The organism is Clostridium sp. (genome assembly GCF_016650035.1).
GTDB lineage: Bacteria > Bacillota > Clostridia > Clostridiales > Clostridiaceae > Clostridium_AD.
Map to the genome: position 1 here is coordinate 30,640 of NZ_JAENWM010000008.1, position 13,741 is coordinate 44,380.

The following is a 13,741-nucleotide window of genomic DNA, read 5'->3' on the forward strand; positions in this document are numbered from 1 at the left end:
AAATTTTATTTCTTATTTGTTATTTTTCAGTGATGCCTTAATAAACTCTTTAAATAATGCATGTGGTTTATTAGGTCTAGATTTAAGTTCAGGGTGAAACTGAACTCCAACAAACCAAGGATGATCTTTAATTTCAACTATTTCTACTAATCGTTCATCAGGGCTTGTTCCTGTAAAAGAAAGTCCTGCATCCGTTATTATTTTTCTATACTCATTATTAAATTCATATCTATGCCTATGTCTTTCATATATCACTTCATCACTGTATGCTTCATGAGCATTAGAATCACTTGCTAATTTACATGCATATAACCCTAGTCTCATAGTTCCACCTTTTTCATCTAAATCCCTTTGATCTGGCATTAAATCTATTACAGGATACTCGGTTTCAACTTCGAGTTCTGAACTATTAGCTCCACTTAGTCCTGCCACGTTTCTTGCATACTCTATAACAGCACACTGCATGCCAAGACATATGCCAAAGAATGGAACTTTATTTTCTCTAGCATACCTTGTAGCCTCTATTTTTCCTTCTATTCCTCTGTCACCAAATCCTCCTGGGACCAATATCCCATCTACATCACCCAATATTTCATTTGCATTTTCAGAAGTTACATCGCAAGCATTCACCCATTTAATTTCCACATTAGAATCATTATAAAGACCTCCATGACTTAATGCCTCGACTACAGAAATATACGCATCATGAAGCTCTACATATTTTCCCACTAATGCTATTTTTACATTCCCAGATAAATTCTTTAATCTATGCACCATAGAAGTCCATTCACTGTTATCTATTTCACCACAACTCAATTTTATTTTTTTACAAACAAGAGTATCTAAGCCTTCTTTGTGAAGCATAAGAGGCACTTCATATAAATTCTCAGCATCTAAATTTTGAATTACCGAGTCCGCTTCTAAGTTACAGAACAGACCAATTTTAGCCTTCATATCATCAGATATTTCCTTTTCAGAGCGGCATACTATGATGTCCGGTTGAATTCCTATACTCCTTAGCTCTTTTACAGAATGTTGAGTTGGCTTGGTTTTAAGTTCTCCTGCCTTACGTAAATAAGGTACTAATGTAACATGTATAAAGCAAGAATTCTCTATTCCTACTTCATATTTAACTTGTCTTATAGCCTCTAAAAACGGTAGCGACTCAATATCTCCAACAGTTCCACCAATTTCAGTTATAACCACATCTACATCTTTTTCTTTAGCCACTCTATACACTCTTTCTTTTATCTCATTAGTTATATGTGGTATTACTTGCACTGTACCACCTAAATAGTCTCCTCTTCTCTCTTTTGATATAACTGACCAATATATTTTTCCTGTAGTCACGTTGCTACTCTTGCTTAAATTTTCATCAATAAATCTCTCATAATGTCCTAAATCCAAATCCGTTTCTGCACCGTCATCCGTTACAAAAACTTCCCCGTGTTGATAAGGACTCATTGTGCCTGGGTCCACATTAATATACGGGTCAAATTTTTGAATAGATACTTTTAACCCTCTATTCTTTAAGAGCCTTCCAAGTGAAGCTGCTGTTATTCCTTTACCTAGTGATGAAACTACCCCGCCTGTGACAAATATGTACTTAGTACTCATAACTGTTCCTCCTATGTTGTTATTAATCATTTCAACTTGTATGTTATTATTCCAAATTGATTTTGATAATTGCATAACTATATAAATTTTAAAAAACATTTATACTATTTTTAAAAATAGCTTGACAGATGTTCTTAATGGTTCTATAATAGAAATTACCCTATAAAAACAATCGTATAGTAAACTGGCATATGTGTTTACAAAAACCATATCAATATCTTATCACACTTTTTTATCATACACCAGTGCTTTTTTTGTTTTTATTTTTTTTGAAAGTTTTATTAAATATTTTTTATAATAGCAAGGCTATGTTCTATATAGAACATAGCCTTTATTTTAGTTATATTTTAATACTATTGAGCTTTAATATTAATTTTAAGTGTGGTACTTAAAACTTGTTGATTTCCTATTATCATATCATAATCTATAAATACATCTCCTCCATTATTATCCACCTTCATTTTTAATTCCTTAGTATCCACTGTAAGATCTAAAGCTCCATGAGGTGTATTATATAACGTTAAATCCCTTTCATGTTTTTTAAATTTCATTTCAGTATTAGTAGTTCCAGTTCTTATAAGTGTGAAGTTTTCCTCATCGATCTTTAATGTAGTAGTAGTTCCCTTCATTCCTGAAATCTCCGTCTCTTCATATACTGCATAATAAGAATTATCTTGTTTGTAAAACTTACCAGGTGTCACCACTTCAATTATGTCATCCTCATCTTTGCTGTCAGCTTGACTACTAACAACTGAAATTATAGCATTCTTATTCATAAATTTACCCCTCGCTAAATTAAAATATGTTGACTTATTTCTTCATCTGTGGCAGGCACCGCTTCTATAGACTCGCTTAGTGGATCATCACATCTACCATATCTAATAGATATAATTTCCTCATCTTTGCCCTTAGAATACCGTCCTGTAACTTTAGCTGCAAATTCAATATCGACCTTGGTTTCTTTACCAATTATAACTACCGTAGATCCAATATAGTCCGCTGCTAAAAATTTCAAATCTTCCTGCGTTATTAATTGATTTAAAAGTTCTCCTTCTTCCTGCGTTCTTGTAGATATAATCTTTGCATCTTTAGATAGCCTAAAATGTCTTCCTATTTTTAATAATTCTAAATCTTTTGTAGATATATCTTGTTTATGATCTACAAGATCCCTAAGTCTTAAAGCGTAGTTAGGTTCAGTAAGTTTACATCCACCAGCTGGTGATGGATAGTCTAAAATCCCCCACTTCTGCGCTAGTTCCATTTGGACTTTTCTGTTTCTTCCTTTTATGTCCATAAGCGCTTCTCTATTTATTAATCCATCCAACTCCATTTCCGTTGGATTAAGGTTTTTAGCACTTAAAGGTCTCAATATTTTATGCCCTATCCCAGATTCATTTTTCACTATATCTAACGCTGACCTATTTTGAGACATAGGCCTTTGATTTAAAACTTCTCCTGTTATGATAAAATCCGCATGATATTTTTCCAGTAGCACTCCACAATGTGTCATCATCATAGCATGGCAATCAATACAAGGATTCATATTTTTACCATGTCCATGTTTTGGATCCTTAACCATTTCAAAATGTTCATCTGAAAAATCTATAACTTCTAAGGGTATATCTATTTGTTTAACCATTTTTAATGCATGCTCCTCATTAAAAAAATTCGATTTAAAACATATCCCGATAACTTCTATTCCCTGATCTTTTACAAGTTTTGCTGCGAGTATGCTATCTAGCCCTCCAGAAATCATAGCTAAAGCTGTTGTCATAAATTTTCTCCTTTCTACCTTGTATTTATTATTTATTACTTCTTTCTATAGCAAGTTTAATAAGCTCATCAATAAGCGTTCCAAAATTTTTACCTGTAGCAGCCCACATTTTAGGATACATACTTATTTTAGTAAAGCCCGGTATAGTGTTAACCTCATTTAAATAAACCTCTTCAGTTTGTTTATCAACTAGAAAATCCACCCTTGCCATGCCAGCACAATCTAATATTTTATAAATCTTTATAGCCTGTTCTCTTATGATTTCAAGCTTAGCTTCGCAGAGTGCCGCGGGTATTAAAAGCACAGACGCTTCACTTTTATATTTAGCTTCGTAATCATAAAATTCTTTTGCGGGAACTACTTCACCCGGAATAGATGCTTCAGGATAATCATTACCCAGTACAGACACTTCAATTTCCCTAGCATTTATAGCCTTTTCAACCAAAACTTTTCTATCATATTTTAGAGCCTCTTCAAGTCCAAGTGTTAATTCTTCTTTGTTATGAGCTTTTGTTATCCCTACAGAAGAACCCCCATTAGATGGTTTAATAAATACATCATAGCCTAATCTTTTCTCTATTTTCTCTACAAATACATCTTTATTTTCTGCATATTCATGAGCATTAATTACTACATAATCAGCTTGCACTATATTAAAGTTTTCTAATAAGTACTTCGTATAAATTTTATCCATGCAAATAGCAGAAGACATTACTCCAGGTCCTACACAAGGAATATTAAATATTTTACACATACCTTGAATCGTTCCATCTTCTCCAAATAGCCCGTGCATTACTGGAAATACTACATCTACCTCTTTATTAAAAATAACATTTTGGCCATCCGATGCTTTATTAGATTCATCTTTTTCCCATTCTCCACTCTCTATGTTATCTAAGTTCCCAGTGTACTTAAACCATAATCCTTCCTTTGTTATTCCTATAGGATATATATCATATTTTGTTCTATCAATATTTTTCAATACCGATGTTGCTGATGATCTTGAAACCTCATGTTCAGTAGACTGTCCACCAAATAAAACCGCTATTTTCTTTTTCATTAACTATCTCTCCTTATAACTATAATAATTATTTTATGAATAATGAAATCATTAGTTCATTAAATAAATTCATTATTATATCTTATTATAACATTTATATATATTACATTGCATCTATTTAAAAAATCAGGATTATAAATTAACTCAATACAAGAGAGGATATATGTGCACCTTATGCAATATATCCTCTCTTATTCATACTAAAGATAATAACCTAAATAGTTAGCTTACCATTAGGAGTATCTATTATTTCTATTATTCTTTGTTCATACCCAGTACTTGTGTCAATGTATACTATAAATTCTTTTTCCTTATATGAGCCTAAAAATTCATAACACAAAACTTCTATATTATTCTCAGTTGGTATAATAGCTAAACTAATTTTACTTATTTCTAGTCGCTTTCCAACCTTTTCCTGTGCTTTAGCAACAGTTATTTTGGGTTTTGCAATCTCCCTTTTTTCAACATGAGACACTAGAAATTTTTCTGATTCAATTCCTATAATGCTGCCATCATCTAGTGCAATCTTAAGTTTTACTTGATCTGGGTAAATTGCTACTTCTCCTTGGTTATACACATAGCTCACCACTGCTGTGTTTTCATAATTCAACGTATATGTAGGCTCCATATTTTCATAGCCTATTTTCCCGATAAAGGCGCTGCCACCTTTTATTGCATCTTTTATATCTATAGCTTTCTTTCCTATAGATCTATTATCCAATAAATATACTACTCTTCCTCCATTTTTACTTATTTCTATCACTGCAACCCCATCATTTTTGTCTCTTCCTTTAAATGTTATATTAAAGGTATATGACGGTATTCTAGTTTTTCCTTCTACTGGTTTATTCTCAATGCTTACAATTTTATCTTTTCCATATATATTTTCTATTATCTTAATAGCTTCATTTTCACTTACTTCTTTTTGAGTCATTATTTTAGGCTCTATTTCTAATATATTGTCAGAAAAAGGCCCATCATAAATTAATGCTGGATATTGAACTATTTGTTTTTGTATTCCCTTGAATTTTTTAGTCATAAGGTCATCCCCTGCTTTGGCAAATACCCCACTACTTTTTTTTCTAATCTCTCCCCATTTTACTTTTCCTTCATTTATTTCTGAAAGCACCCCATTTAATTGCTCCTGAAGAGTATATGATTGCCTTTCTAATTCGTCAATAAAATCATATTCTTTATCACTAAGATCCTTCCCTTGTGATGTTGCTTTTGCCAAGGTATAACAGAAATCTCCTACTTGAGCTAAAAATTCACTGGTGTCTCCAACCACCGATTGATCAATTGGTAAGGAATGTAACTTATCATTTGCAGTTGCCGAAAATCTAAAAATCTCTTCAAACACTACTATGCTTTGTTCTCTAGACCCTACAATAGCAGCTTTACCCAGATTCACTCTTATATTTTGTACAGAATCAACAAGCTCATACATATTTTTACTATATTGACCTTGAAGATAATTTCTATAATCTAATCTTTCCAAATACATTAGTATAGCAAAAGTAGTTGAAAACACAACTATTATAGTCACAGCACTTGTATACAACATTCTTTTCTTTATCATTTTCATTAGTTTTCCTCCTAGCATTTTCCTTGATAATTTATTTAAGAGAATAATCCACCTAATATTTCCATAATTTTGAATTTCACAATTATTTCTTTGTTATCTTTAGTATTATCTATTAATTCATACTCCGCATCTGACAATACGCTTTTCATATCACTTTCTGTTTCCTCAAAAGCTACCTCTCCCTTTGTAATATCCACAAAACATAATGGTGGAAACATAACACACCACCAATTTTGTCCTCTTCCACTCCCAATAAGTATCCTGTAAGCTTCATATTCACCCTGAGGAAGCGTTACATTCCCATAGGTTTTAACCGGAAAATATTCCTCTGAAAGAGTTGTATCTGCAGAATATTTAAATCCATTTTTATTTATAACCATTTGTGCTATTTTTTTTATATTTTTATCTTCACTATTTATAATTACTCTTGACTCTTCTATGCTCTTACTGTTTATAAGTTTTGGTGATACATATTCTAAAACAGCATCTCTTACTTTTAACTTTAACTCCTGATCCACCTTATCATCACTATTAGCTATTACATGAAACCTTATAAGTTTACCTGCAACATCACTTTGGCTTGCCTTTCCACTTATATTGTTTGTATTTAAAGCTATAGAAATTATAATAATTATGGTAACACTTGTTAATATAATTTTTTTCATAGTGATCCACCCCCGAATACAATGATTTATATTAAAATTATTACCAATTTTTGTAACTATATTCACTGAACTGCTCCAACTCTTCGTATTTTAGTATCAACAGTTACATTTATTAATGCATTTTTATATTTTTCATCCCATTCACCTTCTATTTTGTTCCAAAGTGAAGGTTTGAACTTTTCAATATATTCGCGTACTCCAAATGGATCTATCTCAAATTCTGTTTTGGATATCTCCATAATTTTTTCACATTCTACAGAAATCGACTTATTAAATATACTCTGTAAATTTTTCAGCTCATCCTTTTGGAGCATTGTTTTACCTACATAATATCCCCCTAATTGACCCTCAATATCTAAATCCATATTAATGACTAACTTATCTCCCTTTTCATCCACCGTGATTTTTCTTTTACATCCGTCTATTAAATAATCAACAGGATGTCCGTCCATATAAATAACTTTTTTCCCAATATTAAACTTACCACTTAACATCTGAATGCCCATTAGTTCTATGGCGGTAAAATGCCCCTTTAATTCATAATCTTTAATAATGGCAGCCCCAGTTAAAATCAATTCATTTTTATCCTTATCTAAAGTTATTCTAGGTAGTAACACATTCCCATTTTCACTTAAAAGAATAAGAAATTCATTCAAATTCATACTCAAAATCCTAGAATTCCTCTTACTATTAGCCATAAGTCCAGAAATGTAATTTTGAGTGCTTTTTTCTGTAATTGGTTTGAATTTTATACAGTCCTCAGCTGTACCTTCTGAGACAACTATATCCAACATCCTATTTATGTTAGGATCCCTTTGCAAATAATCCACTATTTCCTTAACTATTTCTTTATATTCTAATAAATTGCTACTTAATATAAGTAACTTAGCATGCCCCATATATATATCTCTACTACTTTTAGCCATAGCTTCTGAAATAGCATCCTCCATAGAGGAAGCCTCAGTATTAATATATTTCTCCTCTGCACTTCCACCTTTTTCCGCACCTAGCATACTCATATCTGGAAATCCATAAGTTACATTGATTTTTTTTATTTTTCCCTCTGCAAAAGGATCTTCCGGATTGATTTTTTTTAATTCTCCCTCTTTGTCAATATCCTCTCCTGTGTCAACCGCTATAGTGGATATGAAATTAAGCCTATCTATTTCTATTTTATCCCAACACCCACTAAGTAATATGCAACTGAGTATAACCGGTAAAACCTTTTTAAATTTCATTGGCAGATTTCCTCCTCTCTTTACCTTTCCCTACTAGCAAGATAAGTATCGGTAAAATTACAAAAACAAATATAGCCGTTAATAGTACCGGGGTTGTTTCAAACTCTAAAGTATAAAGGTCTGCTATATTTTCCGGATATAATGCTACCACATAAACAAGAGGAATAATTAAAAGTGAGGATAGTTTAATATCTTTCAATTTAAATACAGTTTTTATAATTTCGCCAGAAAAGAAATAAGCGTTAACAAATGTAGTGAAATAAAAAAATACCCAAAATGCCATTACAACGCCATCCCAACGTTCTATAAATGCGCCTGGTATCTTTAAAGACCTTACCATAGAAATAGTTGGCCATAATAAAATCCGACTCTGTTCTTTTGAAAATACCGCTAAAACAAGTATCATTACAATTTCATAAAATATTGTTACAAATACAATGCTCCTCCTTAACACCCGGGACAAATTTTTCTTATTCTTGACATAAGGAAGAATAAGATATGCTATTTCAATTCCTCCAAAACAGAATAAGATATATTTGGAAGTCCTAAAATATTCAGAAGGCTTATTATTAAGCACTGGTAACAAATTTGTGAAATCAGCATTCACTGCAATAAGTATAAAAACTATAAGTACCGGAATGAACATAATCCAAAATACAATTTCATTAAATTTAACTAGATCGCCAATCTCACCTCTAACTAAGTAGGTTGCGGTTAAAATAGTAACTATCAAAATAAATTCTGTAGGGGTCTTCCTTAATAAATATAGTTTAATTACTTCAGCAAATTCCCTCATTCCTAGAGAAACAATAAATATACTATAAAGTGCAAAGATAATAGCAAATACCCCTCCTAGCATCTTACCAAAATTGTTCTGCAATATATTTGTAAACTGTTCAAAATTGTTCTTCTTCATAACCATGTATATAAGATACAGTAATAAGAAAATTACTGCCCCGCCAATTAAAGCAACTATCCATGAATCACTCCCTACTTTATCTATAACGTCTCTAGGAGAGGAAAATATTCCTATTCCTACTATAGCTACCACTATGGTACTAAATAAACCAAAGTCTCCGATTATTTCTTTATGCCGCATAATATGATTTTTCGCCTCCACTTGCAAAGATGATGATTCAAATTATTTTTGTCTTATCTTATCTCCCGTTTTCATGTATTTAGGTCTTTCTTTTAGCTTAGATATAGGTACTCTGATATACATATCTTTTAAATCTTTTATATTAACATTAACCGCCGGTGCTAAATACGGTATTCCAAAACTTTTCAGTCTAACTAGATGAACAAGAAGCACAATGAGCCCCATTATTATTCCATAAAGACCTGCAATTGCCGACGCAATAATAAGTAAAAATCTCGTAAGTCTAAATGCCGAAGTAACTTCATAATTAGGGGTTACAAATGTAGTAATAGCTGTAATCGCCACAATAATTATCATAATAGGACTAACTATTCCTGCACTTACTGCAGATTGCCCTATAACAAGTCCTCCTACAATACCAATAGTAGCTCCAATGGGTCTTGGCAACCTAACCACAGCTTCCATAAGGAGGGCTAAAAACAGTTCCATGATTATAGCCTCTATAAATGCAGGAAATGGGACCCCTTCCCTTGAAGCTGCTATAGAATAGGCTAATTTAGTGGGTATTATAGACGTATTAAAAGATGTAATTGCTACATAAAGAGCCGGAGCAGTAAGGGAAATAAATATAGAAATCATCCTAATAAGTCTAACTATAGAAGCATGCATCCATCTTTGATAGTAATCATCAGGCGATTGAAATAAATTAGGCAAAGTACACGGAACAATAATTGCGAAAGGAGAATTATCTACAAGTAATGCTACTCTGCCCTCATATAAAGCCGCTGCTACTACATCAGGCCTCTCAGTACTTTGTATTTGAGGAAAAGGAGAATATTTATTATCCTCTATTAACTGTTCAATGTATGCAGAATCAAAAACTGCATCAATGTTTATTTTTTCTATTCTATCTTGAAGTTCCTCAAGCACCTCTTTATTTACAATATCGTCAATATACATAATAGCCACATCGGTTTTTGATCTAGTTCCTATGGATTTAGATTTAATTCTTAGCCTAGTATCCCTTATTCGCCTTCTAACCAATACGGTATTAAACCTTACAGTTTCTGTAAAGCCGTCTCTTGCTCCCCTAATTACTGTTTCACCAGATGGATCTCCTATACCTCTAGCTGGCCAAAAACGTGTAGCAATAACATAGGCGCAATCTAACCCATCTATAAACATTAACGTCTCACCAGAAAGGGCAGCATTAACCCCTTCACTTAATTTTTTAACTTCCCTCATGTCACTTACCGCAAGCAGATTATCTTTTATTTCTTTTACGTCTTCTATGCCTTTTGAGCACAACATTAGTGGCTCTAATACATAATGATCTAATAACAATTTGTCTGCCATTCCATCAACATAAACTAAAGCTGCTTTCCAATCTCCCACATTAAAAGTTCTAAAAACAACGTCTGAATTATCTTTCAAAAGTTCTTTTATATACGCTATATTTTTTTCTACGGACAACTCAATTTTATCTTCGATTTTTTCTTTCATAATGCTTCACTTCCTTACATATGTATAGGTGTGCTATATCCTTAATATTTTATATTTATTTAAAACATCCACCTAAGTATAAATAGAATTATAGATATGATAATTGCTGCCCATCCTAAAATACCCGCTTTCTTACTAGTACTGTCCATATGATTTTTTTTAAAATTCCTTGAATCCACAGTAAGTACAACAGTGCCTTGAATCATCATCATCGTTAAAAAATATACATCAAACAAATCTAATATTTTCATTACTTTACTCCTTATATTAATTTCGCTTTGGTATAACTAGTTTCTACGACAGGGATAAAAAATATTCACTAGTCTCATGAAAATAAAAAAAACCTGCAAAAACCAACAAAGGCTTTTACACGTTTTTATTTATCATATAGAATTGAATCTAAATTGTCCTTGTAATATATACTTCTTTATATTGAGTTTTGAACTTATCATAACATCTTTGTGCTTTTAACATATCTTCAAAAAAGGCAAATATCGTTGGTCCACTCCCACTCATCATTGCCCCCATTGCGCCCATTTTAATCATATCCTCTTTTATCCTTTTAAGAACTGGGTATTTTCTTAGCGTAACGTTTTCAAGTAAATTTTTCATGCCGTTACATACATCCTGTAATTTTTCTTCTTCCATAGCCTTTATTAAGCCTTCTGTATCTGGATGCTTATAGATTTTACTAGTATCTAAACCTTTATAAACTTCCCTTGTGGATACGCCAAAATTAGGTTTAACCAATACTAAAATATAATTTTTAAAAGACGCCAGCGGAGTAATAACTTCTCCTATACCTTCGCATAAGGCAGTCCCTCCAACTATACAGTAGGGAACGTCTGCACCTGTTTTCAAGGCTAACTCCATAATTTCATTGTCATCCGCTTCTACTTTGAATACTTTTCTAAGTGTTTTAAATACCGCTGCTGCGTCTGTGCTTCCACCTGCCATCCCTGCTGCTACAGGAATATTTTTCTTTAGATATATGTTTATACCTCCAGTAACATTATAAGTATCCATAAAGAGTTTCGCAGCTCTATACATTAAATTTTTCTCGTCTATAGGTATGTAGGGTTTATTACAGCTTATATTAATACCCTTACTACATTTTTCAAAGGAAATAGAATCATATAGGTCTACACTTTGCATAATCATTTTTAATAAATGATATCCGTCTTCTCTTTTACCTACTATATCTAAAGATATATTTATTTTTCCATAAGCTTTTACTAACATTATCTTCCTCCAACTCTATTAAATATCCCTAAAGTGGCACCATCCACTAAAACGGGTGAAATATTACTAATAAAGTTAGTATATTACAACAAATATAATATTGCTACATATAATTTAAATAAGACAATAACAAACCCCCATGTGTAAAAACATCATGAGGGTTTAAATTAAATAATTACTCTACCAGGTATTATAAGCTTTTGTGAAATTTTTATAACATTAGGGTCATCTATTCCATTCACTCTTGCAATTTCTTGCATTGTAGTATTATATTTTTTAGCAATTTTCCACAAGGTATCTCCAGATTGGACTACATAAATAGTAATACTAGCTTTTTTCATAGGTATTTCGCCATCCATCGGGTAAACATCAACTAAAAATTTCTTTTGTACCATATAATTTACTCTTACATATACTTTCACTACAGCTCTAACTGAAATTTTTCCTGCATCAATATCTGCATTTATATTTTCAAGTGTTACCTTACACATACTACTCATGTTTATCTTAGTACCTAATATCTCAGCCCCACAGGTAAAAGGAATCTCATCTGATACAGCCGATAAATAATTTTCCTCATCATTACTTCTGTATAATGCTGTTACATTCATTACACCTTCAATTATAACCTTATCCTCTATGACTTTTTTATCTGTTACACAAACGCTAGCATTACACATAATTATCTTACTAAGCCTTGCCACATCACTATTTATTTCTATATCGCCCTTAACTAAGGTCTCAGTAAATAATTGTCCTTGCATTACATTAAGGCCAAAATCTTTTTTATCCATCTCTAAATTAGTAGTCGGCGAATATACATCTTCAATTACGTCCACTTCTTCTTTGTGCATAGCTCTAGTGCTAGTTTTTATCATGAACTCTACATCTATAATTCTTTTTTCACCTAAATCATCTTCTTTAATGTCAAATTCAATAGCCTCTACATTGAAGTCTGTATAATTTTCCATATATGGGTTTACCTCTTTAAACTCTAATTCTTTACTTAGCATAACATCATTCTCAATATAAGTTAATTCTCTACTGTCTCTTCCTTTATAAATAATACTTACACTAGCATAAGCATTAATTAGAATTTTTTCTTCGTACAGTTTTACTTCTTTCTTATGGATATTAATATCACATTTTATAATCTTAGCAATTTCTGGTTTATCCATTGGAATTTTTATATTAGCATTGCCAATAAGCTCTCCATTAAAATTCCTTATAACTTTATCTATGCTAATAGGATTTTTTAAATATTGAACATCTTTAACAACTTCAACATCTTTAACTATTTGAAAATTAAAATTTTTATACACTTCAGATTTTAATCTTAAAATACCTTCTAAACATATTTTCCTCTCATTTACTATTTTACATTCCATATGTTCTACAAAACACTCAGCATCACATAGCATTTCAGATTTAGCACCCATTATATCTATTGTATTTGAGAATTTGGAACTATATTCAACGTTTTCCACATCAGTGCGTTCTTGATCTTTAGTAATATAAAGTACATTATACTTAATCTGCCCCTCTAAATATACCTTATCTTGAATTATCTCTTTAGAGTTTATAAAAGCTTTAACATCTAGCATAAGGATTTCCCTAACGTCCGGGTGGGTATCGGGTATTACATATTCTTCTTTCACTACCGTATCAGCAGTATTTTCTCCTAACAGTTGTTCATATTCTATATCTTCTCTTATTAAACTTATCTCCATATTATACCTCCTTGTATTTCTATTGGTAGGTAACGTTATGGGTTGTTATCTACCTAAAATACCTACTGTTAATATATATAGAAATAGTAAAGAAAATATGATATTCTACACTTTTATTCGTATTACAATTTTCTTTATAATTCCTTACAAAGCGATTTATATAAGTCATATTATATATTTTTTTATCTATAATATAAATATTTTAACGGTTAAATATATTTTAAAGAC

The 13,741-nt window shown here is 31.6% G+C and carries 12 protein-coding genes; all 12 read right to left on the reverse strand.

The genetic code is table 11. The features are described 5' to 3' along the window. Positions 1-12: 12 nt before the first annotated feature. The 12 genes from JJD95_RS03305 to JJD95_RS03360 all read right to left on the reverse strand — a co-directional run bounded on the left by JJD95_RS03305 (position 13) and on the right by JJD95_RS03360 (position 13,513). Positions 13-1,617, reverse strand: coding sequence for a CTP synthase (locus JJD95_RS03305; protein WP_291640330.1), 1,605 nt, complete (start codon positions 1,615-1,617; stop codon positions 13-15). A gap of 353 nt (positions 1,618-1,970) precedes the next feature. Then, positions 1,971-2,393, reverse strand: coding sequence for a DUF1934 domain-containing protein (locus JJD95_RS03310; protein ID WP_291640332.1), 423 nt, complete (start codon positions 2,391-2,393; stop codon positions 1,971-1,973). A 14-nt stretch (positions 2,394-2,407) separates the two neighbouring features. Further along, complete coding sequence (locus JJD95_RS03315; RefSeq protein ID WP_291640334.1) at positions 2,408-3,391, reverse strand: tRNA 4-thiouridine(8) synthase ThiI; 984 nt, start codon at positions 3,389-3,391, stop codon at positions 2,408-2,410. A gap of 28 nt (positions 3,392-3,419) precedes the next feature. Continuing rightward, positions 3,420-4,451, reverse strand: a complete 1,032-nt coding sequence (locus JJD95_RS03320; RefSeq protein ID WP_291640336.1) for a D-alanine--D-alanine ligase family protein — start codon at positions 4,449-4,451, stop codon at positions 3,420-3,422. A gap of 214 nt (positions 4,452-4,665) precedes the next feature. Continuing rightward, on the reverse strand, positions 4,666-6,036 hold the full coding sequence (gene ypeB / locus JJD95_RS03325; RefSeq protein WP_291640338.1) for a germination protein YpeB: 1,371 nt from the start codon (positions 6,034-6,036) through the stop codon (positions 4,666-4,668). A 35-nt stretch (positions 6,037-6,071) separates the two neighbouring features. Next, positions 6,072-6,701 (reverse strand): stage II sporulation protein R, encoded by a 630-nt coding sequence (spoIIR, locus tag JJD95_RS03330; RefSeq protein ID WP_291640340.1) that lies wholly within the window; start codon positions 6,699-6,701, stop codon positions 6,072-6,074. Positions 6,702-6,763: 62 nt separating this feature from the next. Further along, positions 6,764-7,939, reverse strand: a complete 1,176-nt coding sequence (locus JJD95_RS03335) for a Ger(x)C family spore germination protein (RefSeq protein WP_291640342.1) — start codon at positions 7,937-7,939, stop codon at positions 6,764-6,766. Next, a complete protein-coding gene (locus JJD95_RS03340) occupies positions 7,929-9,038 on the reverse strand; it encodes an endospore germination permease (protein ID WP_291640344.1) in 1,110 nt (369 codons plus the stop codon). Before JJD95_RS03340 ends, JJD95_RS03335 begins: the two co-directional genes overlap by 11 nt. A gap of 42 nt (positions 9,039-9,080) precedes the next feature. After that, the gene (locus tag JJD95_RS03345; RefSeq protein WP_291640346.1) at positions 9,081-10,541 is read right to left on the reverse strand and encodes a spore germination protein; all 1,461 of its coding nucleotides are present in this window, start codon (positions 10,539-10,541) and stop codon (positions 9,081-9,083) included. Positions 10,542-10,600: 59 nt separating this feature from the next. Further along, positions 10,601-10,792, reverse strand: a complete 192-nt coding sequence (locus JJD95_RS03350; protein WP_291640348.1) for a CLC_0170 family protein — start codon at positions 10,790-10,792, stop codon at positions 10,601-10,603. 148 nt (positions 10,793-10,940) lie between these two features. Next, a complete protein-coding gene (gene ispE / locus JJD95_RS03355; protein WP_291640350.1) occupies positions 10,941-11,783 on the reverse strand; it encodes a 4-(cytidine 5'-diphospho)-2-C-methyl-D-erythritol kinase in 843 nt (280 codons plus the stop codon). Positions 11,784-11,950: 167 nt separating this feature from the next. Next, positions 11,951-13,513, reverse strand: coding sequence for an SPOCS domain-containing protein (locus JJD95_RS03360; RefSeq protein WP_291640351.1), 1,563 nt, complete (start codon positions 13,511-13,513; stop codon positions 11,951-11,953). Between the last annotated feature and the right edge of the window lie 228 nt (positions 13,514-13,741).

Coding starts and splice junctions, on each gene's coding strand:
- JJD95_RS03350 (WP_291640348.1), bottom strand. CDS start 10,792: ATGAAAATATTAGATTTGTTTGATGTATATTTTTTAACGATGATGATG.
- ispE (WP_291640350.1), bottom strand. CDS start 11,783: ATGTTAGTAAAAGCTTATGGAAAAATAAATATATCTTTAGATATAGTA.
- JJD95_RS03340 (WP_291640344.1), bottom strand. CDS start 9,038: ATGCGGCATAAAGAAATAATCGGAGACTTTGGTTTATTTAGTACCATA.
- JJD95_RS03345 (WP_291640346.1), bottom strand. CDS start 10,541: ATGAAAGAAAAAATCGAAGATAAAATTGAGTTGTCCGTAGAAAAAAAT.
- spoIIR (WP_291640340.1), bottom strand. CDS start 6,701: ATGAAAAAAATTATATTAACAAGTGTTACCATAATTATTATAATTTCT.
- JJD95_RS03310 (WP_291640332.1), bottom strand. CDS start 2,393: ATGAATAAGAATGCTATAATTTCAGTTGTTAGTAGTCAAGCTGACAGC.
- JJD95_RS03335 (WP_291640342.1), bottom strand. CDS start 7,939: ATGAAATTTAAAAAGGTTTTACCGGTTATACTCAGTTGCATATTACTT.
- ypeB (WP_291640338.1), bottom strand. CDS start 6,036: ATGAAAATGATAAAGAAAAGAATGTTGTATACAAGTGCTGTGACTATA.
- JJD95_RS03315 (WP_291640334.1), bottom strand. CDS start 3,391: ATGACAACAGCTTTAGCTATGATTTCTGGAGGGCTAGATAGCATACTC.
- JJD95_RS03360 (WP_291640351.1), bottom strand. CDS start 13,513: ATGGAGATAAGTTTAATAAGAGAAGATATAGAATATGAACAACTGTTA.
- JJD95_RS03320 (WP_291640336.1), bottom strand. CDS start 4,451: ATGAAAAAGAAAATAGCGGTTTTATTTGGTGGACAGTCTACTGAACAT.
- JJD95_RS03305 (WP_291640330.1), bottom strand. CDS start 1,617: ATGAGTACTAAGTACATATTTGTCACAGGCGGGGTAGTTTCATCACTA.